The following is an 18,732-nucleotide window of genomic DNA, read 5'->3' as shown; positions in this document are numbered from 1 at the left end:
TCATGGGTTACAGCTTGCGGCAACTGTCGCGGCATATCCAACGTTGGGCCGGTTCTTGTCGAGATTCCAGCTCACCTTGTTCGGCACCCTGAAGCGCACGAAGTCCCAGTGGCAGAAGAACTGGTTGTACATGCTCCCGGTATTCGCGGATGGTGCGCGCTTGACGACCTCGTCCCACATCGCGAGTCCCGCCATGGTCGGTGCGCCCCACGCCCGGGCGTACCAGGACGGGTAGACCATAAGGGTATTACCGCTCCACGCTGCGTTGTCGACCAAGTTGATACCGAGCCAAGGATGGGCGACGACGGGGAAGACGGTGCGTTCGGTGAAGTCGACCACCTGCGTGAGCGTCGTGCCGTCGACTTCATAGCGGGTCGGAACGGCGGATCCGTTGGCATCCTTCGCCCGGGGGCGGCGACGTACAGGGCCGGCCTGCCGTGGACATCGGCGAGGTACACGGATCCGTCCTCCACCAAGTGGAGGATGTGAGGAGCGTCTGCGACGAGCTCGTAGGTGTACCGGCTGGGAGCGCTCGCATCAGCGATCACGGTGTTGATCTGGATGCTGCCGTCCGTTTGAACGATTGGGACGGTGACTGAGCCGTTGTTGTTGTCGTACGACACGATGCCTTGCTTCTCGGCGATCGCATCGTCCGCAGCATCGGCGAAGGGGAGAAGGATCTCGATCGTCTCGGCGTCTCCGTTGATCAAGATGCCCTCCTTCGCCTCGACCGGGACGGTGAAGTCGACACCGGCGAGCGTCGCCTTGATCGCGACGTCGCCGCTCGTGTCTGTGCGCACGGAAGCGGCGGCGTCGACAGTCGCGGGGGTCGCTGCGGCGACGAGCTCGAGCGCGTCGTCTGCCGGGCTGTCGGCGAAAACGGGAGCAGGGCCGGTGCTGGAGATCACGAGAGCAAGGCCGAGACTTGCTCCGACGATCAGCTGGGGAGGTGCGATTCTCATGGGGTGGCTCCTTCGTACGCGAATCACGGAGTCGTCAAGTGCCACTCTATGAAACCTTACATTGAAGCCATTGTTGCAGAAGTGAAGTGTAAAGTCCAGAATTTCATTGAACGCCTGACGACGGGCGGGGGTATTGCCGCAGACCTCAGAACAGGTTGAGCGCCGCCCACTGCAGCAGGATGACGGTCTTCCCGTCCACGATCCGTCCGTCGGCGACCATCGCCAGCGCCTCGTCGTACGCCACGACCGCCGGCTCGATCTCTTCGCCCTCCTCTGCGACGCCGCCCCCTCCGACGATCTCGCCCGGGCGGTACTCGGCCGCGAAGAAGTGGACGCGCTCGGTCACCGAGCCCGGGCTCATGAACAGGTCGAACAGGTGCCGGAGATCGCCCACCTGTACGCCCAGCTCCTCGGCGGCCTCGCGTCGGATCGCCTCCTCCGGCGCCTCCCCGTCGAGCAGGCCGGCGGCGGCCTCCACCAGCATCCCGTCCGGGTGGCCGTTGACGTAGGCCGGGAGGCGGAACTGCCGCGTGAGCAGCAGCGTGCGCGCCGACGGGTCGTACAGCAGCACGGTCGCGCCGTTGCCGCGGTCGTACGTCTCGCGGGACTGGGTCACCCACGACCCGTCGCGGCCGCGGTAGTCGAAGGTGGTCCGGCGGAGGACGTGCCAGCCGTCCGACACCACCTCCACGTTCGTGACGCGGACGTCGGCGTTGCCGGACGCCCCACGCCCGGTGCGATGCAGCCCGGTGCGGCCCCGGCTGTCCGGGGCGTCGTGCCCGGGTCGCGCGTCGCGTTCCGTGGATCCCTCACCGCTCATGGCAGGAGGGTATCGCAGCCCCATCACACCTCGGTCGCAGGCTCCCTCGGGGCTGGTGTCGCGGCATCGCTTCGCGCTGCCCCCAGCTCCACCGTCCGGATGTATGAACCGACCACCTCGCGTACCTCGACGCCGCCGCCCTGCCAGGTGGCGGGGTTGCGGCGGGCGATGGCCAGGGCGGCCTCCCTGTCGGCGGCCTCCACGATGCCGATGCCCGCGATGATCTCCTTGCTCTCGGTGTACGGCCCGTCGGTGACGCCGTCACCGCGGACGGAGGCCGCCTCCGTGAACGGCGCGAGCGCGAACGCCGCGGTCAGCGAGCCGTCGCCGATCAGGTCCTCCGAGTGCCGGTCGTGCTCGGCGAGCTCCTCGGGAGTGCCCGCGACGCCGTTCCCGTAGATGAAGATGGCGAACTGGGCCATGAGTGATCCTCTCTGTCGTCACCAGGACGTCGAACGGCGGAGAGCGGATTCGACGGCGGACGGTCAGCGCTGCGTACGCCGCATCGCCCGCATGGCCAGCACATCCCCCGCGTCGGCGTCCTCGGCCTTCGCGATCATCTTGTCCGACTTCAGCGGCAGCCCGACACCCTCGCCGACATCGACGCCCGCCAGGAACTGCCGCACGCGGATGATCTCCGAGTCGAACACGGCGCCGAGCAGCAGCACGACGTTGGCGATCCAGATCCACAGCAGGAACACGATGATCCCGGCGAGGGTGCCGTAGGTCTTGTCGTAGTGCCCGAAGTTCGCCACATAGAAGGCGAACAGCGCGGAGGCGACACCGAGCAGGACGATCGCGACGACGGCTCCCGGAGTCAGCCAGCGGAAGCGCGGCTGCCGCACGTTCGGGGTCGCCGAGTACAGCAGCGCGACCAGCAGCACCAGGGCGGCCACGACCACCGGCCAGCGCAGGATCGACCACGCGGTCTTCGCCGCGTTCCCGACGCCGAGGAGGTTCCCGAGGTCCGCGAGGAGCGGCCCCGAGATCACCAGCAGCACCGCCACGATGGCGATGAGGACGAGGGATGCGAGCGTCACCCCGAGCTGGACCGGGCGCAGCGCGAACGCCGAGCGGCCCTCCCGCACCCCGTACACCCGGTTGAGCGCGCGGCCGAAGCCGCCGACGTAGCCGGACGCCGACCAGATCGCGCCGACGATGCCGACCACGAGGGCGACGCCGGTCGCGGGCGACTTCGCGAGCGCCTCGATCGGAGCCTGGACGACGGTGAGCATTCCCGGCGCGAGTTGGTCGATCATCCCGAACAGCGCATCGATGCCCGACTTGCTCTGCCCGACGAGCCCGAGGACGCTGACGAGCGCGATCATCGCCGGGAACAGCGACAGCACCCCGAAATAGGTGAGCCCCGCCGCAAGGTCGGTGCACGACGCTCGGCCGAAGCTGCGCAGCGTGCGCTTGAGGATGTAGCCCCACGGCAGGCGGAGACGGGAGGCCTCAGCGGTCACGCGCGATCCCTCGTGCCACGAGAGCGGCCGCACCGGCCAGCACCGTCAGGAACACCGAGGCGGCGACGACGGGGTGCGACCGAATCTGTACGCGCACATTGAACGTGGCGAAGATGTCGTCGAGAGTGCCGGCGAGCTGGTCGCGCGTCTCCTCCAGTTCGAGCTTGAGCGTGTTCATCCCTTTGCCGGTCACGGCTGCTCCCCCTTCAGCGCGCGGGCATCCGCCTTCAGCTCCGCTCCGAGATCGTCCGGGACCGGCGGCATCCCGCGCTTGAGCATCCCCCGGCCGATCAGGGCGACGATGATCGCCAGCACGATCAGGATGCCCGCGACGATGAGCGCTGCGAGCCAGCCGGGGACGATGAGCGCGAACCCGAACACCGCGGCCGCGACGAGAACGCCGAGCGCGAAGAAGACGAAGACCAGGGCGCCGACGAGGAGGCCGACGCCGACCCCCGCGGCCTTCGCCTTCGCCGCCATCTCGGCTTTGAACAGGGCCAGCTCGGCGCTGAGCAGCCGCTTGAGCTGTGCCGTCGCGTCGCGTGTCAACTCCGGCAGTGGCCGGAGTCCGCGCGTGGTCCGGCGGCGCTCGCGGGGAGCGCGGCCTTGTTCTCGGTCATTGCGTGGCCTCCCTGGGTTCGCGTCCGAACGTACTCCACGGCGCGGGGCGAGCCTAGGGGAGTGCCCTTTCCGTGTGGCCCACGGCATGGTGCACACTAGTCGCATGAGCGGCATCGGCGGCAACGGGGCGGGCGGCGGATCTTCGGGCGTCGGGCCGGGGGAGTGCTCGTCGCGGTCGTCCCCGGCCAGCCGACCGCGGTGCTCGACGAGGCGGCGCGGCTCGCCGACGACCTGGACGTCCCGCTGGTCTGCGCCAACGTCGACCCCAACCGGTACCTGGTCTCCAGCTACGTGGACGGCACGGTCGTCGCGCTGCCGTACGACCCGGACCTCCCCGAGGTGGAGGACGAGACCTTCGACGCCGAGCTGGAGGCGGACATCCGCGCGGCCCTGAGCGGCCGCGGCGTCCCGTACTCCCTCAAGCAGCTCGCCGGCGACCCGGCCTGGGCGCTCGCCCGGCTCGCGGACGAGATGGACGCCCGGTACATCGTGGTGGGCACGCGGGAGGCCGGGCTGCGCGGGAGCCTCCGCGAGTTCTTCAACGGCTCGGTGGCGGTCCATCTCGCGCACCGGCAGCACCGGCCCGTGATCGTCGTGCCGCTGGCGCCGGTCAGCGGATCGCAGGCGCTGCCCTGGGAGGACCCGCCGGTATAGTGGTCCAGCGGCGATGGATCTCGCCGGGGCCGGACGGCCCGAACCGCGACGGTCGCTGATAGTTCCTGCGCTTCATTCCGAAGGGTGGATGCCGCGTGTCCGCGAGAACCCCGCTGCCCGTGCACCTGCACTGGCGCTCCGTCCTGCTCGTCTTCGCCGGCGGCGCGATCGGCACCACGGTGCGCTACCTGCTGTCCGCCGCCGTGCCGACAGTGGCCGGCATCCCGCTCATCACGCTCGTCATCAATGTGACCGGCGCGTTCGTGCTCGGCTGGCTGCTGGAGGCGCTGGCCCTGCGCGGACCGGACGCCGGGCGCCGCCGCGACCTGCGACTGTTCGCCGGCACCGGCATCCTGGGCGGCTACACCACCTACAGCTCGTTCGCGGTGGACACGGACGGGCTCTTCGCGGCGCACAACCCCGGCGGCGGCATCGGGTACGCGGTGGCGACGATCCTGATCGGCGCGCTAGCGTCGGTCGCGGGGATCGCGGCCGCGGCGGCGCTGGGACGACGCCAGGCACGCCGCGCAGGGGTCCGCCGGTGACGCCGCTGCTGGTGCTCGCCGTCGCGGTCGCGGGAGGCCTCGGGGCGGTGGCGCGCCTGGTGCTGGACGGGGTCCTGCGCAGCCTGTTCCGGATCAACTACCCGTTCGGCACGACGGTCATCAACGTGACGGGGTCGTTCCTGCTCGGTCTCGTCACCGGGCTGGCGCTCGCGCACGGCCTCCCGCCCGAGTGGAGGGCGATCCTCGGCACCGGGTTCCTCGGCGGGTACACCACGTTCAGCACGGCGAGCTACGAGACCGTGCGGCTGGCGCAGCAGCGGCGGTACCGGGCCGCGCTGTTCAACGGCGCGGGGATGCTGATCCTGGCGCTCGCCGCGGCCGGTCTGGGGCTGTGGCTGGGCGGGCTGGTCTGAGCGCCGCATCCCGGAGGCTCAGGCCCCCTGCTCCATCCACCACTCGGTGAACTCCTCGGCGCGCCCGTCGTCGGCCAGCACGACGACCCACAGGTTCGAGTAGGTCGGCCCGTCGCGGTAGTCGGTGACTCCCTCCACGAAGTACTGCGAGCCGTCCTGGCCGAGCAGCCGCCACTCGAAGTCGACCGATCCCGGGTCGTCCTGCGCGTCGAGCCAGCCCTCGACGATCTCGAGGTGGCCGTCCCACGGCTCGGCGAACGGCTCCGTGCGGTAGCTCGCATCCTCAGTGAAGAGCGCCCGGATGTCGTCGGGGTCGTTCGTCTCCCACGCGCGGCGATAGCGGTCGATCCAGGACGTGATCGCGTCGGCCATGTCCCCCGTTATACGCCCAGGCCGGGCGTGCCCGCCAGACTTGACAGCGCGCCGCTACGCTGCGGGAGTGGCCGCTACGCTGTGCGCATGGGGGGATCTTCCGCGAGTGGTCGGAGTTCAACGTCGCGGTGGCGGGGGCCGGCGCTGCGGTGGGAGGCCTGCTGATCCTCGTGTTCTGGGTGGCGCTGGTGGAGGTGCTGCGGTAGGTCGCCTGACGCCGGCCGGTCAGCTCCGGGCGAGCGCGAGCTGCGGCAGAGCGTCGAGCAGCGGCGCGAGCTCCGGGATGCGGTGCGCCTCCTGGAGGGCGCCCTCCAGCGCCTCGTCATGCACCGGGCGGGCGCTGTCGAGCAGCTCGTGGCCGCCGGAGGTCAGCTCGGTGTAGATGCCGCGGCGATCGTCCAGGCAGTCGATGCGGGTCAGGAGGCCGCGCTCCTCCAGCCGGTTGACCAGCCGGGTGGTGGCGGACGGGCTCAACGCGCTGGCGCGGGCGAGCTGCTGCATGCGCATGTGCCAGCCGTCCTGCCGGCTGAGGGCGTCGAGGACGGTGTACTCGACGACGGAGAGGCCGGCTCCGCGGGAGAGCGCCTTCTCCAGCTCGTTCTCGATGAAGTTGTGCAGTGCGGCGAGGGTGCGCCAGCCCTGCGCGCGCACCTCGACGGCGTCGTCGGCGATGCCCATCTTCGGCCTCCTCGGTCAGGTGTCCGGTTCGTACTTTCGTCGTGCTTGCGCGGAGTAATTGCATGTGCAACTATTTATGACGCGTCTGCAATTACTTAGTGTAGGCGGTCGCCCCTCCCGTCCCCGACTTTCCCAGGAGTTCTCCATGCCTGCTGGCCTGATCGCCCTCGCGCTGGGCGGCTTCGGCATCGGCCTCACCGAGTTCGTCATCGCCGGGCTGCTGCCCGAGGTGGCCGCCGACTTCCACGTCGACGCCGCCGCGGCCGGCTGGCTGATCTCCGGCTACGCGCTCGCCGTCGCCGTCGGCGCGATCGGCCTCACCGCGGCCGTCACGCGCCTCCCGCGCAAGACGGTGCTGCTGGGCCTGATGGTGCTGTTCATCCTCGGCAACGCGATCTCCGCCCTGGCCACCGACTATCCGACGATGCTCGCCGGACGCCTCGTCGCCGCCCTCTGCCACGGCGCCTTCTTCGGAATCGGCTCCGTCGTCGCCGCGAGCCTTGTCGACCCCAGCCGGAAGGCGCGGGCCATCGCCATCATGTTCACCGGCCTGACGGCGGCCAACGTCCTCGGCGTGCCGTTCGGGACGCTGCTCGGCCAGCAGTCCGGGTGGAGGTCGACGTTCTGGGCGATCACGGTGGTGGGCGTGCTGGCGCTGATCGGTGTGGCGGTGCTGGTGCCGGGCGTTCCGGCGGCGGCCGCCTCTTCCGTTCCCGCGTCCGGCCTCCGTAGCGAACTCCGCGCCTTCCGCTCCGGCCAGCTCTGGCTCTCGCTGGCGGCGACCGTCCTCGGTTTCGGCGGGATGTTCGGCGCCTTCACCTACATCGCCTACACGCTCACCGGGCTCTCGGGCTTCCCCGCGGCGGCGGTCCCGTGGCTGCTGATCCTATTCGGCCTCGGACTGTTCGCCGGGAACGCGGTCGGCGGCAGATTTGCCGACCGCTCGATCGACGGGACGCTGGTCGTCGTGCTGGCGGTGCTCGCGGTGATCCTCGGCGCGTTCGCGCTGGTCGCGGCCCAGCCGGTCGCCGCGGTCGTGGCCCTCGTGCTGATGGGGGCGTTCGGCTTCGCGACGGTCCCCGGCCTCCAACTCCGCGTCCTCCGCTCCGCCGACGATGCTCCGACGCTGGCCTCCGGCGCGAACATCGCCGCCTTCAACGTCGGCAACGCCCTCGGCGCCTGGCTCGGCGGCCTCACCATCGCGGCGGGACTCGGCTACGCCTCGCCGCTCTGGGTGGGCGCGGCGATGACCGTGGCCTCCCTCGTCGTCATCGCGGTCGCGTGGGCCGCCCGAGCCGGACACTTCCGGTCCGGTAGACAGGGGAGTACAGTCGCACCTGTCTCGAACGGAAGGCCGACGATCAGGGGGTGATCGTGTGGTGGATGTGCCCGAGCGGCGCTCCTTCATCACTCCCGCGCGGCTTCTGATCGGTTCGGTCGTACTCGGCGGCGGCATCGTCGCGCTGGGCCTGCTGTTCGGAGGCGGCTCCGCGAACGCGGCCGAGCCGCCGGCCCCGAACCCGCTGGGCGGTGTCGTCGCGAGCGTCGACTCGGTCGCGGCGGGGGTGGGGGATACGGCCGGTGCGGCTGTCGCGTCGGTGACGCCTGCCGCTCCGGTGCCCGTTCGGGAGATCGCGGCGCAGGTAGCCCGGCCGGTGGCGAGCGCGGTGGGGCAGGTGGCGGAGGCTGCGCCCGTGGAAACGGTCGTGAGCCCGGTCGCGCAGGCGGCGGATGGAGCGGTGGCAGCGCCGGTGGAGCAGGTCGCTCCCGTCGTCACGACGCCGGCCTCGGGCGCCGGTGCCTCGGCCCCGCAGACCTCCGCGCCGCGCCACGCCCTGGTGTCCACTCTTGGCGCGTCGGTCGCCCTGGTGACCTCCGCGCTCGCGGACCACCCCGTCAGCGCGGTCACCGCGCCGATCACGGCCACCGCCGACGGCCTCCTCGCCGGCGTCGCGGGAGCTGCGGTCGACGCCGCCCAGCCTCTCACGGTTGCCGGCGCCGCTGAGCCCGCGGCGGAGCAGTCCGCGATCCTCTCCGGCGACGCCCGGCCGGCCCGCGGCGTCTCCTCGCCTCCGGCGTCAGCGCGTGCGGCGACCGCGCTGCGTGCCGCTGTGCCTCCGTACGTGCCGGCCTCCGGGACGACCCCTGCAGCGAACTCCGCACTGCTCGGCGACGCCTCGCGCGGGGACTCCGACGCGCCGTCGCAGGGGACGCCCTCGGGCGTAATGGGCACGAGCGCGAGTGGCGGCCAGGCCGGCGGTTCCGGTTCCGGCGTCGCCGCGCTCGGCGGGAACGCGGCCTCGCTCCTGAGCGCCCTGAGTCTCTCTGCCGGCCTCCCCGCAGACGACGATCTTCCGTCTTCACCGGTCTTCGATCACGACAGCAGCCCCGACTGAGTGGTTCCCGTCCGCCCTGCGCAGCCGCGCAGCACGGACCCGGAACCCGAACTCCCGACCGGGAGTCCGACACTCACTCGAAAGGCTGAACGATGAACAAGTACGTTTCCCGAGGGTTGTGGTTCACCCTCTGCGTCGGCGGGCTCTGGCTCGCCGGCACCGCGGCCGCGAACGCCGCGGAATCACCGACGACAAGCGGGACAGGCGGTGTCGTGTCCGGCGACCAGGCCGTGATCGGCGTCACGGCGCCGGTCACCGCCACCGGCAACGGGATCGCCGTGCTCGGAGACTCCACCGCATCGGGCACGTCGGCCGCTCCGGCAGCCGCGGCCCCGGCGCCCGCCGTCACCACCAGCGGACTCGGGTCCGTGGCCGGCGGCGACCAGGCGCTGCTCAGCGTGTCCGTGCCGGTCACGGCGTCCGGGAACGCGGCGAGCGTGGCAGGCGACGCGACCAGCGGTACCGCGCCGGCGACCGCAGCGCCTGCGCCCGCGGCCGCCACGTCGGCGCCTGCGCCTGCCACGACCTCGGGTTCGGACGGCGTGCTGTCCGGTGCCCAGGCGCCGGTGGATGCGTCGGTTCCGGTGACCGCGACCGGCAACTCGGTGGCGGTGCTGGGCGATGCGGGCAGCGGCGGAACTCAGTCGGCCGCTCCGGCGTCGTCGGCTTCTGGCGCCGGCGCTTCTTCCACCGCGGGTGGGACCACACCGGGCGCGACCACCTCGGGCGCGAACGGTGTGCTGTCCGGCGCACAGGTTCCGGTGTCCGTGTGGGCTCCCGTCACAGCGTCCGGCAACTCGGTCGCGGTGCTGGGTGACTCGAGCACCGCGGGACCGCCGTCCGCCGCTCCGGGATCGTCCGCACCCGCTTCGTCTGGCATGACGACCTCGGGCGCGAACGGCGTGGGCTCAGGGGTGCAGGTTCCGGTGTCCGCGTCGGCTCCCGTGACCGCGTCCGGCAACTCGGTCGCCGTGCTCGGCGATGCGAGCTCCGCGGGTGCGGTGACCGCTCCTGCCGCATCGGGCGCGGTCTCGACGCCCGTCACCACCGGTGACGGCAGCCTCCTCGGCGGCGTGCAGGTGCCGGTCGGTGTCGCGCTTCCGGTGGCGGCGGGTGCCGACGCCGTCGCTGTCGGCGGGAACTCGACCACCGGTGCCGTGACCACTCCGGTCGCGTCCGGTGCGACGGCCACCGGTTCGGCCATCACGGGGACGGGCAAGGCCGGCGGGACCGCCGGGCCCGGAACCATCACCGGGACGGCGACCGACCCGGCCGCGATGACCCCGGCCGCGATGACCCCCGCTGCCCTGGCCTCGACCGCGCTGGGCTCGGCCGCGCTGGGCTCCAGCGCGCTGGGCGCGACCGCTGCCGGCTCATCGATGCTCGGATCCTCCGGGCCGGGCGCCTCCGTGCTGGCGTCGACCGGTTCGGACGCGCTGACCATCGGGTCGATCGCAGCACTGCTGGCGATGCTCGGAACCGTGCTGTTCTTCGGAGCCGCGAACAGGGAGCGCCGCCACCACACCCGGTGACGGAGGCTCTCGCACGCTGCGACAGGGCTGGGTCGGTCTCCGGACCGGCCCGGCCCGTCGCCGCGCGCGTCGGCAGCGGATGCGCCGCCGATCCTGCGATCAGGCCCCCGGGGCTCGCACTCTCAGAACCCGATCGGGCGGCCCGGCGTCAGCGGCGCCTCGCTCGCGGCGAACATCTCCCCGCGGTTGTACTCGGCCTCCCGCCGTTCGACCTCCGCGATCAGGGCCTTGTTCAGCATCTCCGACCAGCTGCTGTCCTTCTCCTCGAAGGATGTCGAGCGGTAGGCGGCCCTGGCGCGGTTGCGCAGCGTCTCGGACAGGTAGAACGTGACCGTCGTCCTCCGGGCCGTGGTCAGGGTGCCGGCGACGGCGGTCAGCCGGTCGGCCGTCTCCTCCGGGCATTCCTCAGCGAGCGCGGGCTCCGCCTCGACATCCGGGATGGCCGGGGAGAGATCTTGAAGAGTCACGAACGCACCTCGCAAAATACCGCATGTGTCATCTACTGGCAACATACTACGTGACGAGCCTGCGTGAGACCAGCGAGGGAGGCGGACGGCCGCCTCAGCGCGACAGTCGCTCGACGATCGCGCCGAAGAGTTGCGGCCGTGCGGTCGCGGTCGGAACGATTCGCGGACGGAACGGCGACCGGGCGGCGACCACCAGCCCGGTCGTCAGCATCCGGAAGTCCCGCGTCGTCGCCCGCCATGCGCGCTCGTACTGCTCCGTGTTCCCCGCGCGCACCGCCGCGACGGCGGCGCGCGCCTGCGCGAACCCGACCCGCATCCCCTCGCCGGTGAGCGCGTCGACGTACCCGGAGGCGTCTCCGGCCAGGAGCACGCGGCCGGAGGCCCGGGAGCGGGAGCGTTGCAGGAGCGGTCCGGCGCCGCGTGCGTCCGTCACCGGCTCCGCGCCCTTCAGGCGGTCGGCGAGCTCCGGGATCGTGGCGATCGCCGCCGCCTGGTCGAGCGGGCGGGGGCCGAGCACGGCGACTCCGACGGTGTGGTCGTCCACGGGGGTCACGTAGGCCTCCACGAGGGGAGACCAGTGCACTTCCACCAGATCCGTCCAGGGCGCGACCCCGTAGTGCCGTCGCAGCCCGTAGCGCCTGCGGACGGCGTGCTGGGCGCGGCCGTCCAGCCCGAGCAGCCGCCGGACGGGGGAGTGGAGGCCGTCGGCGGCGATCACCCACGGCGTGTCGATCGTCTCCCCGCCGGCGAGGCTCAGCTCCACGCCGTCGCTGCGCTGCGACAGTCCGGACACCCGCCCGCGGAGGACCGGCGTCCCCAGCTCGGCGGCGCGGCGGGCCAGTTCGCGGTGCAGCACCGTGCGGCGGACGCCGCGTCCCGGCCGTTCGGCGAAGCGGTGCTCGACGCGGCGTGAACCATCCAGGTAGGCGATCCCGTCGAGCCGGTGGCCGGGCGGGTCGACCCCGATGCGATGGAGGGCGGCGAGGGCGCCCGGCATGAGGCCCTCCCCGCAGGCCTTGTCGATCGGGTCGTCCCGCGGTTCCACCACGACGACCTCCATGCCCGCGAGCCGCGCCTCGATGGCGCACGCCAGGCCGATCGGACCGCCGCCGACCACGACGAGCCCGGCCGTCGTCATGCGGAGGAGGCGGAGGCGGGCGCGGCGGCAGGGGAGGCGAGCGCCCGGTTCTCGCACGGGATCCGGAAACCCAGCAGCAGCGCCGCGTTCAGCACGGTGAACGCAAGGGCCGTGATCCACGCCGTGTGCACGAGCGGGAGGGCGAACCCCTCCACGACGACGGCGACGTAATTCGGGTGGGGCAGCCACCGGTACGGCCCGCGGTCCACCAGCGGGAGGCCGGGGACGACGATGACGCGCGTGTTCCAGCGCGGGCCGAGGGTGGCGATGCACCACCAGCGCAACGCCTGGCTCGCCAGCACCAGCACCAGCATGGGCCAGCCGAGCCAGGGCACGAACGGCCGGTCGAGCAGCCAGACCTCGGCCAGGCAGGCGAGCAGCAGGCCGGTGTGCAGGGCGACCATCGGCGGGAAGTGCGCACGACCGTACTCGACGCCGCCGCGGGCGAACGACCAGCGCGCGTTGCGCGCGGAGACCACGAGCTCGGCGATCCGCTCGGCGCCGGTGGCGAGGATGAGGACGGTGTACCAGATCACGCGGCCGAGCCGATCGCGCGGGCCGCGTGCGCCGCTGCGGTGGGCTCCGACCCCGCCGCCCACCGCAGCAGCACCAGCTCGCTGGTCACCCCGGGCCCGAGTGCGAACAGCAGCCCGACCGTCCCGGCCGGGTGCGCGTCCAACTGCTCGGCCAGCACGTGGAGCACGGCCGCGGACGAGAGGTTGCCGACGCGCGCCAGCGACCTCCAACTCGCCTCGAGGGCGTCCGCCGGCAGGTCGAGCGACCGGGCGAAGGCCTCCAGCACCTTCGGACCGCCTGGGTGCGCGGCCCACGCGCTGACGTCCGACACCTCCAGATCGTGTTCGGCGAGGAGACCGCGGGCGTCGTCGGCGAAATTGCGGTCGATCACGTCCGGCACGCCTGCGCTCAGGACGATGCGGAAGCCGGTGCCGCCGATGTCCCAGCCGATCACGTTCTCCGTGTCGGGGTAGATGTGGCTGCGGGTGTCGACCACCTCCGGGCCGGGGAGGCCGAGCTCGCGGGCGCGGTCGTCGCCCGCCATGACGACCGCCGCGGCGCCGTCCCCGAAGAGCCCGCTCGCGACGATGTTGGCCATCGAGTCGTCGCGCGCCTGCACGGTCAGCGAGCACAGCTCCACCGAGAGCAGCACCGCGATCTCGCCGGGATGCCCGGCCAGGTAGTCGTGCACCCGGGCGATTCCGGCGGCGCCGGCGACGCAGCCCAGCCCGAAGCTCGGCAACCGCTTGACGTCGGGCCGCATCCCCAGCCGCTGCACGAGCTGGGCGTCGATGGAGGGGGCGGCGATCCCGGTGACGGAGGTGAAGAGGAGGTAGTCGACGTCGGTGGCGTCGAGGCCGGCCGTCGCGAGCGCTTGGGTCACCGCACATTCGGCGAGCGTGGTGCCCTCGGCGATGAAGAAGTCGTTGGACTCCCGGAACGACCCCAACGAGCTGTACTGCTCGAGCGGCATCACGAGACTGCGGGTCTCGACCCCGCTGGAGGCGTGGATGCGCCGCATGACGGCCTGCCGCTGCGGGTCGCTGGTGATCATCGCAAGGAGCGCGGCCGTGATCTCGCCCTGGCTGTAGCTGCGGGCGGGCAGCACGGGCGCCACAGCGACGATACGGCTCACAAGCGAAACGTACCACCGGGGTGGTTCCCGGGTGTGAGGTTGCGGTGAACTGTCAGAACAGCGGGCAACGCTCGGCAGCATCGCTGCGCACTTCTCCTGTACCCCACCGCTCAGCGCCGCGAACGCGTCGGCGGGGACCCGAACTCAGCGCTGCGCGCCGCGCACGACCTCCACCAGCGGCTCGAACAGGGCCTCACCGCGCTGCACCCCCATGACGTCGTCCACGATGTCCTCGGGGTTCGCGCGCTCGAGCAGCTGCTGCAGCTCCACGCTCTGCGTGTCCTCGGGCACGTCGAAGTGCAGCGCGGCGCCGATCGCCGTGAGCAAGGCCGACGGCACCCCGCCCACGTGAGGAGCCACTTGTTCACAGTGCTCCTCCAAGCCTCGAAGGTATGGTCCGTATTCGAAATCCGATCCACACGATGACAATGTACTGACCAGCGTCGCCGCCGTTGCTGTTGTAATGAGAGCAGTCGCGAACCTGCGCCGGGGTGGACGTTTCATCTCGACAGCTACTTCACGTTGTCGAGTTCGGTTTTGATGAGGTCCTGGTAGTGCTCGGCCTGTTCTACCAGCGCCTTCATTCCGTCCGTCGAGATCGAGGCTTCGATCGTGCGCTGGACCCATTCGAGGTTGTCCAGGTGGTAGAAGGCACGGGGATTCGAGAGATTTCGCATGTCGTACTTTGCTTTGGGGGCGTCGTAGCCGCGGCCTACCATCACCGAGATCACCGTCACTTTCGTGTGAAATGCGGTGGCGAGAACGGCAATGATCGCGGTGTCAGTCTCAATCCGCTCGATGCCGTCATCACTGAAGGTGTACGTGACACCATCGTTCTCAATTAATGGTCGCGATTCCTCGGCGCAGCGCGCGTTGACGCCCTGGGCCGCCAAATGAGTAGCCACTCGCTCGCAGTGCCGCTCCAAGCCACGAAGATACGGTCCCCGGTCGTAGGTACTCGACAGGCCACACGACGATAGAAGGCTGATCAGTATCGCCCCAACAAAAGCAGCCGCGAGGCCGCGCCGAGATGTGCGTTTCATCTACGCAGCTCTTCTTCCAAGAACTGCAGATACGTTGCGAGGCCGTCCCTTTTGAGTTGCTGGTAAGCCTCGAGCTTCTTCGAGAAGAGCTCGAGGGGTAATTCGTATCCTGCGGCCATTCCGACTTGCAGCCGTCGATAGCCAGACATCTCCTCGTCCCCGAGGTTGTACGACTCCACCTCTTTCGCGAGAACGCTCTTGAGTCGCTCGAAATCCCCACCCCCCAGTGAGTCGATCATCTCCTGCGCCCTGTTCGTCTCCCCGCTGGCGAGCTCGCTGTTGTAGCCGCCCATCGCCTGCAGTACGGAAGCGCCCGGCTTCAGGGAGCGCTGGTAGATGTTGATCATGTCGGTGTCCGACTGCATATCGTCCCGACCGAATTCAGTAACGATGTCGCCCTTGTAGCTCGCGAACTCGTTGAGCTGCCCCGCCATGACGAAGTCCATGAAGCCTGCTGGCGTTGCTCCGCGCTGCGTCGTGAAGATCGCGAGCCCCACCAGTTCGTGCGCGAAGTCTTTCCTGCCCGAGCTGCTCGCATCGGCGTGCTGCCGGTTGACTGCTGCCACCAATGCGTCCACGTCTTTCGCGGTCAGCCCGAGCCCCGCGAAGTACTCCTTCGCGTCCCTGAGCGAACCGGTGCCCGCCGTGATCGTCCACCGTGTCGCCCGGTAGCTGCCGCAGAGCGCTGCCATCATCGCGAGGAACTCGTGCTCGTCGGTGTGCTCCCCGGACTTCAGGTACAGGCTCTGGGCCAGCAGAATCTTCGCCGCCTCCGCCTCGGTGAAGCCGTACAACTCCATGAGGGTCTCAATCGAGCTTTCCCGTGTGGTGACGTTCGCGCCGTTCAGCGCTCGGATCAGGGCCAGGTTCACGCCGTTCGTGTAGTAGGTGCCGTCCGCTTCCACGGCCACGTTGTTCAACTCGATCGCAGCCTGCGTCGCCAGTTGCATGACCTGCAGGCTGTCGGAGAAGTAGTTCGACACGTCGGCGACGAACCACTCGAGCTTCTCGATCTTGGTCTTGTGCTCGCGGATCGTGTTCTCGAGGCGCTCCCTGAGCCGCTCGAGAGCCTCGTTCCGCAGGGCGAGACCGGGCAACTCGCCCGTGACGAACGCCTGGACCTGTCTGAAGAAATCCCTGTTCCGTTCGAGTTGCTCTTCCGTCAGACGGAGTTGCTCTTCCGCGGTCGCCAATCCCGTTGTGAGGTCGTCCAGGTCGAGGTCGCCGTGTTCCGCCACGACGGAGTGCGCGTGCTCGTAGGAGGTGAGCTCGGCTTGGATGTCGTCAATGGCCTGACCGAGCTTCGCGATCGCGGGAACGATCAGATCGCCGAACAGCCCGCGCCCCGCCGTGTACGCCGCCCCCTGCAACACGCCGGCGTCAAGGTGCGTGATGAGATGCTGAGACCCGGAATTCAGCCGATCGACGATCGCGTGTGCGACCGAAACGTTGTTGCGCATCGCGCTGATCAGATTGCTCGAATCGGCAACGCCGAACTTCACTCCCACGGCAACGCATTCCTTTCGCGCATCAGACGTTCTCGTTCATCGTCGAGAGCCAGCCTCACCTGAGAACTCACCCGAGTGAGTTCCTCAGACGACTCTTCGACGTACCGATCGACGTGGAATAGCAACTCCTGCTGCGCGCCACGTTCCCCCGGGTCGGAGAGTGACGATTCCCGCCGGCGCGCCACCGCGTGGAACTGCTCCTGAAACTGCTCCAACGAACGCTGGTACGCGCCTCGAACCTCGGAGAACTCGTCTTCTCGCCGCTCGACCTGGGCGATCTGCGCGGTGAGCTCGACGCGTTCGTTCGCACTCCTGTCCGCACTCACGCGGCGCTCTCCCAACGCGCGGCGTCTGCGACATCACGCTTCTCGATACTGCTCGCCAGCTCGGGGAACTTGTTCGCCTGCCCCAGCACCGCAGCGCAGAACTGACTGACTGTACGGAACATCTGGTTCGTCACCTCGCGGCCCGCGTCCATCCCGGAGATCCCCGTGGTCGAACCGAAATCGACCTGCTGATCGGTGTGACCGGACGTGTCGATACCGACCAACTCGTTGACGGCGGCATCCGCATCGACAACGCTCGAACTGACTTTCCCAGACGACATGAGCCCCCTCGTCGATCGGCCAGGACGCGCCTTACTCTTCGGCGAGTCCCGACTATAGATTTTAGATGCATGAAGGCTAGCCTGCGGAGGCGCGAAGATCCAGAGAAGACTTCACGCCACGTCATGGGCCGCTACGCTCGGCCTCATGCGCGCCTTCCTGATCCTGCACGGCTGGGGCAACTTCCGCCCGCCCGGGCACTGGCAGTACCAACTCGCCGCCGCCCTTCGCGAGCGCGGGGAGCGCGTCGTCTACCCGCAGCTCCCGGACGCCCAGCGGCCCGACCAGGAGGCCTGGCGCACCGCCGCGGCGGCGGCACTCGACCAAGCGCGCGCGGACGACGCCCTGGTGACCGTGATCGCCCACAGCCTCAGCGCCACGCTCTGGCTCGGCGCCCGACCGGACGACGCCGACTCCGGCCGATCCGTCGACCGCGTCCTCCTCGTCGCTCCGCCGTCGCCCTCCTACCTGCGCGAGAACGCGGAGGTCGCCGCTTTCGCCGCCCTCGAACCGACGCGGCCCGCAGCCGAGACCCGCATCGTCGCGTCCGACGCCGACCCGTGCAATCCCGAGGGCGCGCGCGTCGTCTTCGCCGAGCCGCTCGGCATCCCGCTGACGACGATCCCGGCGGGCGGCCACCTCACGCCCGCGTCCGGATACGGATCGTGGCCGTCGGTTCTCGACTGGTGTCTCGACCCGACGGCCACGATCGTCCCGCGCTGAGCGGAAGTGAAAGGGGCGAACTCAGAGCATCGCGCCGCGCACGACCTCCACCAGCGGCTCGAACAGGGCCTCACCGCGCTGCACCCCCATGACGTCGTCCACGATGTCCTCGGGGTTCGCGCGCTCGAGGAGCTGCTGCAGCTCCACGCTCTGCGTGTCCTCGGGCACGTCGAAGCGCAGCGCGGCGCCGATCGCCGTGAGCAAGGCCGACGGCACCCCGCCCACGTACTGCACGTAGTCGGCGGCTGGCCCGACGAAGCGGTCGTTGCGGCTCAGCTTGCGCAGCGGCTCGCGGCCGACGCGCGTCACCTCGTCCACCAGGTACGGGTTGCGGAAGCGGTTCAGGATCGTCGCGCGGTAGGCGGCCAGCTCCGCCGGGTCGAGCCCGTGCTTGGCGCTGAGCGCGGCCGACGTCTCCGCCAGGGCGGCCTCGGTCGCCTCCAGCACGGACGGGATGCCGATCGCCTCGCTGATGATGGTCGCTCCCGCCAGGAAGCCCGTGTAGGCGACGGTGGCGTGCCCGGTGTTGACCGTGAAGAGCTTGCGCTCGATGTACGGCCCGAGGGAGTCCACGAAGTGCGCCCCCGGGATCGGCGGCACGTTCCCGTTGAACGGGCTGCGGTCGACCACCCACTCGTAGAAGGTCTCCACCGTCACGTCGATGCCCGCGTCCGGCGCCTGCGCGGGCACGATCCGGTCGACGGCCGTGTTCGCGAAGACCGCGCGGGAGGCCAGCTCCTCGCGCGTGTCGTCGTCGGGGAGGCCGTCCATCAGCTCGGCCGCGAGCAGGTCGGTCGCGCCGATCGCGTTCTCGCACGCCATGACGGCGAGACGCGGGGCGTCGGCCGCCCGGGCGGCGAGACCGCGCGCGATCACCGGCGCGACGAAGCGCAGGATACGCGGCCCGACCGCGGTCGTGACGACGTCCGCGGTCGCGATCTCGGCGACCAGCGCGTCCTCCGCGGTGGCGCTGTTGATCGCCCGGAAGCCCGTGACGGTCTTCGTCCCCGCATCGTCGCCGACGAGGTGGACCTTGTACGAGTCCGCCGCGTCGAGCGCGTCGATCAGTTCGGCGTTGACATCCGCGAACACCACCTCGTACCCGGCTTCGTGGAGCAGGAGCCCCACGAAGCCGCGGCCGATGTTGCCCGCGCCGAAGTGGACGGCTTTCATGCGA

26 protein-coding genes and 1 riboswitch are annotated in these 18,732 nt (G+C 70.3%); of the genes, 8 read left to right on the top strand and 18 right to left on the bottom strand.

What is annotated here, in order from left to right; all coding sequences use genetic code 11:
* Complete coding sequence (locus tag ACRAWC_RS12060; protein WP_431347940.1) at positions 1-339, bottom strand: DUF2599 domain-containing protein; 339 nt, start codon at positions 337-339, stop codon at positions 1-3.
* A gap of 290 nt (positions 340-629) precedes the next feature.
* Between ACRAWC_RS12060 and ACRAWC_RS12055 the strand changes: the two genes are divergently transcribed.
* Entirely contained in the window at positions 630-1,121 is a 492-nt protein-coding gene (locus tag ACRAWC_RS12055; RefSeq protein WP_431347939.1) for a hypothetical protein, read from the top strand.
* Here the strand turns inward: ACRAWC_RS12055 and ACRAWC_RS12050 are convergent.
* The 5 genes from ACRAWC_RS12050 to ACRAWC_RS12030 form a co-directional block, all read right to left on the bottom strand.
* Positions 1,108-1,782, bottom strand: a complete 675-nt coding sequence (locus tag ACRAWC_RS12050; RefSeq protein WP_431347938.1) for an NUDIX domain-containing protein — start codon at positions 1,780-1,782, stop codon at positions 1,108-1,110. The genes ACRAWC_RS12055 and ACRAWC_RS12050 overlap by 14 nt on opposite strands.
* A gap of 23 nt (positions 1,783-1,805) precedes the next feature.
* Positions 1,806-2,204 carry a YciI family protein gene (locus tag ACRAWC_RS12045; protein WP_431347937.1) on the bottom strand — a complete coding sequence of 133 codons (399 nt, stop codon included), beginning with the start codon at positions 2,202-2,204 and terminating at the stop codon, positions 1,806-1,808.
* A gap of 63 nt (positions 2,205-2,267) precedes the next feature.
* Positions 2,268-3,248, bottom strand: coding sequence for a YihY/virulence factor BrkB family protein (locus tag ACRAWC_RS12040; RefSeq protein ID WP_431347936.1), 981 nt, complete (start codon positions 3,246-3,248; stop codon positions 2,268-2,270).
* Positions 3,238-3,441 (bottom strand): hypothetical protein, encoded by a 204-nt coding sequence (locus tag ACRAWC_RS12035; protein WP_431347935.1) that lies wholly within the window; start codon positions 3,439-3,441, stop codon positions 3,238-3,240. Before ACRAWC_RS12035 ends, ACRAWC_RS12040 begins: the two co-directional genes overlap by 11 nt.
* Positions 3,438-3,797, bottom strand: coding sequence for a phage holin family protein (locus ACRAWC_RS12030; protein WP_431347934.1), 360 nt, complete (start codon positions 3,795-3,797; stop codon positions 3,438-3,440). Before ACRAWC_RS12030 ends, ACRAWC_RS12035 begins: the two co-directional genes overlap by 4 nt.
* Positions 3,798-4,031: 234 nt before the next feature.
* On the opposite strand from ACRAWC_RS12030, the gene ACRAWC_RS12025 reads away from it, so the two are divergent.
* From ACRAWC_RS12025 to crcB, 3 genes are all read left to right on the top strand, one after another.
* Positions 4,032-4,523 (top strand): universal stress protein, encoded by a 492-nt coding sequence (locus ACRAWC_RS12025; protein WP_431347933.1) that lies wholly within the window; start codon positions 4,032-4,034, stop codon positions 4,521-4,523.
* A riboswitch (Fluoride riboswitch) is annotated at positions 4,524-4,598 on the top strand. It abuts the gene before it with no gap.
* Between the two features lie 20 nt (positions 4,599-4,618).
* The gene (locus tag ACRAWC_RS12020; protein ID WP_431347932.1) at positions 4,619-5,068 is read left to right on the top strand and encodes a fluoride efflux transporter FluC; all 450 of its coding nucleotides are present in this window, start codon (positions 4,619-4,621) and stop codon (positions 5,066-5,068) included.
* On the top strand, positions 5,065-5,442 hold the full coding sequence (gene crcB / locus ACRAWC_RS12015; RefSeq protein ID WP_431347931.1) for a fluoride efflux transporter CrcB: 378 nt from the start codon (positions 5,065-5,067) through the stop codon (positions 5,440-5,442). The genes ACRAWC_RS12020 and crcB overlap by 4 nt, the downstream gene beginning before the upstream one ends.
* Positions 5,443-5,460: 18 nt before the next feature.
* Here the strand turns inward: crcB and ACRAWC_RS12010 are convergent, their stop codons facing one another.
* Positions 5,461-5,814 (bottom strand): nuclear transport factor 2 family protein, encoded by a 354-nt coding sequence (locus tag ACRAWC_RS12010; protein ID WP_431347930.1) that lies wholly within the window; start codon positions 5,812-5,814, stop codon positions 5,461-5,463.
* Between the two features lie 225 nt (positions 5,815-6,039).
* On the bottom strand, positions 6,040-6,492 hold the full coding sequence (locus ACRAWC_RS12005) for a MarR family winged helix-turn-helix transcriptional regulator (protein ID WP_431347929.1): 453 nt from the start codon (positions 6,490-6,492) through the stop codon (positions 6,040-6,042).
* 145 nt (positions 6,493-6,637) lie between these two features.
* On the opposite strand from ACRAWC_RS12005, the gene ACRAWC_RS12000 reads away from it, so the two are divergent.
* From ACRAWC_RS12000 to ACRAWC_RS11990, 3 genes are all read left to right on the top strand, one after another.
* Entirely contained in the window at positions 6,638-7,864 is a 1,227-nt protein-coding gene (locus ACRAWC_RS12000) for an MFS transporter (protein ID WP_431347928.1), read from the top strand.
* Positions 7,865-7,868: 4 nt separating this feature from the next.
* Positions 7,869-8,888: a hypothetical protein gene (locus ACRAWC_RS11995; RefSeq protein ID WP_431347927.1), complete on the top strand. Its 1,020-nt coding sequence runs from the start codon at positions 7,869-7,871 to the stop codon at positions 8,886-8,888.
* A gap of 92 nt (positions 8,889-8,980) precedes the next feature.
* Entirely contained in the window at positions 8,981-10,420 is a 1,440-nt protein-coding gene (locus ACRAWC_RS11990) for a chaplin family protein (protein WP_431347926.1), read from the top strand.
* A gap of 122 nt (positions 10,421-10,542) precedes the next feature.
* Here the strand turns inward: ACRAWC_RS11990 and ACRAWC_RS11985 are convergent, their stop codons facing one another.
* The 9 genes from ACRAWC_RS11985 to ACRAWC_RS11945 all read right to left on the bottom strand — a co-directional run bounded on the left by ACRAWC_RS11985 (position 10,543) and on the right by ACRAWC_RS11945 (position 16,777).
* Positions 10,543-10,887, bottom strand: a complete 345-nt coding sequence (locus ACRAWC_RS11985) for a ParB family protein (RefSeq protein WP_431347925.1) — start codon at positions 10,885-10,887, stop codon at positions 10,543-10,545.
* A 94-nt stretch (positions 10,888-10,981) separates the two neighbouring features.
* Positions 10,982-12,025 carry an NAD(P)/FAD-dependent oxidoreductase gene (locus ACRAWC_RS11980; protein ID WP_431347924.1) on the bottom strand — a complete coding sequence of 348 codons (1,044 nt, stop codon included), beginning with the start codon at positions 12,023-12,025 and terminating at the stop codon, positions 10,982-10,984.
* Positions 12,022-12,561 (bottom strand): isoprenylcysteine carboxyl methyltransferase family protein, encoded by a 540-nt coding sequence (locus ACRAWC_RS11975; RefSeq protein WP_431347923.1) that lies wholly within the window; start codon positions 12,559-12,561, stop codon positions 12,022-12,024. The genes ACRAWC_RS11980 and ACRAWC_RS11975 overlap by 4 nt, the downstream gene beginning before the upstream one ends.
* Complete coding sequence (locus ACRAWC_RS11970; protein WP_431347922.1) at positions 12,558-13,676, bottom strand: type III polyketide synthase; 1,119 nt, start codon at positions 13,674-13,676, stop codon at positions 12,558-12,560. The genes ACRAWC_RS11975 and ACRAWC_RS11970 overlap by 4 nt, the downstream gene beginning before the upstream one ends.
* Before the next feature lie 144 nt (positions 13,677-13,820).
* Positions 13,821-14,036 carry a hypothetical protein gene (locus tag ACRAWC_RS11965; protein ID WP_431347921.1) on the bottom strand — a complete coding sequence of 72 codons (216 nt, stop codon included), beginning with the start codon at positions 14,034-14,036 and terminating at the stop codon, positions 13,821-13,823.
* 152 nt (positions 14,037-14,188) lie between these two features.
* Entirely contained in the window at positions 14,189-14,719 is a 531-nt protein-coding gene (locus tag ACRAWC_RS11960; protein WP_431347920.1) for a hypothetical protein, read from the bottom strand.
* Complete coding sequence (locus tag ACRAWC_RS11955; RefSeq protein ID WP_431347919.1) at positions 14,716-16,227, bottom strand: hypothetical protein; 1,512 nt, start codon at positions 16,225-16,227, stop codon at positions 14,716-14,718. Before ACRAWC_RS11955 ends, ACRAWC_RS11960 begins: the two co-directional genes overlap by 4 nt.
* Positions 16,218-16,553 carry a hypothetical protein gene (locus ACRAWC_RS11950; RefSeq protein ID WP_431347918.1) on the bottom strand — a complete coding sequence of 112 codons (336 nt, stop codon included), beginning with the start codon at positions 16,551-16,553 and terminating at the stop codon, positions 16,218-16,220. The genes ACRAWC_RS11955 and ACRAWC_RS11950 overlap by 10 nt, the downstream gene beginning before the upstream one ends.
* Positions 16,550-16,777 carry a hypothetical protein gene (locus tag ACRAWC_RS11945; RefSeq protein WP_431347917.1) on the bottom strand — a complete coding sequence of 76 codons (228 nt, stop codon included), beginning with the start codon at positions 16,775-16,777 and terminating at the stop codon, positions 16,550-16,552. The genes ACRAWC_RS11950 and ACRAWC_RS11945 overlap by 4 nt, the downstream gene beginning before the upstream one ends.
* A gap of 202 nt (positions 16,778-16,979) precedes the next feature.
* Between ACRAWC_RS11945 and ACRAWC_RS11940 the strand changes: the two genes are divergently transcribed.
* Entirely contained in the window at positions 16,980-17,555 is a 576-nt protein-coding gene (locus tag ACRAWC_RS11940) for an RBBP9/YdeN family alpha/beta hydrolase (protein ID WP_431347916.1), read from the top strand.
* A gap of 21 nt (positions 17,556-17,576) precedes the next feature.
* On the opposite strand, the gene ACRAWC_RS11935 is transcribed toward ACRAWC_RS11940, so the two are convergent.
* On the bottom strand, positions 17,577-18,728 hold the full coding sequence (locus ACRAWC_RS11935; RefSeq protein WP_431347915.1) for a mannitol-1-phosphate 5-dehydrogenase: 1,152 nt from the start codon (positions 18,726-18,728) through the stop codon (positions 17,577-17,579).
* Positions 18,729-18,732: the final 4 nt, after the last annotated feature.

The sequence above is a fragment of the Leifsonia sp. L25 genome, from assembly GCF_050632895.1.
This window is presented reverse-complemented; position numbering and strand designations above follow the sequence as displayed.

Coding starts and splice junctions, on each gene's coding strand:
- ACRAWC_RS12050 (WP_431347938.1), bottom strand. CDS start 1,782: ATGAGCGGTGAGGGATCCACGGAACGCGACGCGCGACCCGGGCACGAC.
- ACRAWC_RS12045 (WP_431347937.1), bottom strand. CDS start 2,204: ATGGCCCAGTTCGCCATCTTCATCTACGGGAACGGCGTCGCGGGCACT.
- ACRAWC_RS12010 (WP_431347930.1), bottom strand. CDS start 5,814: ATGGCCGACGCGATCACGTCCTGGATCGACCGCTATCGCCGCGCGTGG.
- ACRAWC_RS12005 (WP_431347929.1), bottom strand. CDS start 6,492: ATGGGCATCGCCGACGACGCCGTCGAGGTGCGCGCGCAGGGCTGGCGC.
- ACRAWC_RS12000 (WP_431347928.1), top strand. CDS start 6,638: ATGCCTGCTGGCCTGATCGCCCTCGCGCTGGGCGGCTTCGGCATCGGC.
- ACRAWC_RS11990 (WP_431347926.1), top strand. CDS start 8,981: ATGAACAAGTACGTTTCCCGAGGGTTGTGGTTCACCCTCTGCGTCGGC.
- ACRAWC_RS11980 (WP_431347924.1), bottom strand. CDS start 12,025: ATGACGACGGCCGGGCTCGTCGTGGTCGGCGGCGGTCCGATCGGCCTG.
- ACRAWC_RS11960 (WP_431347920.1), bottom strand. CDS start 14,719: ATGAAACGCACATCTCGGCGCGGCCTCGCGGCTGCTTTTGTTGGGGCG.
- ACRAWC_RS11940 (WP_431347916.1), top strand. CDS start 16,980: ATGCGCGCCTTCCTGATCCTGCACGGCTGGGGCAACTTCCGCCCGCCC.
- ACRAWC_RS11935 (WP_431347915.1), bottom strand. CDS start 18,728: ATGAAAGCCGTCCACTTCGGCGCGGGCAACATCGGCCGCGGCTTCGTG.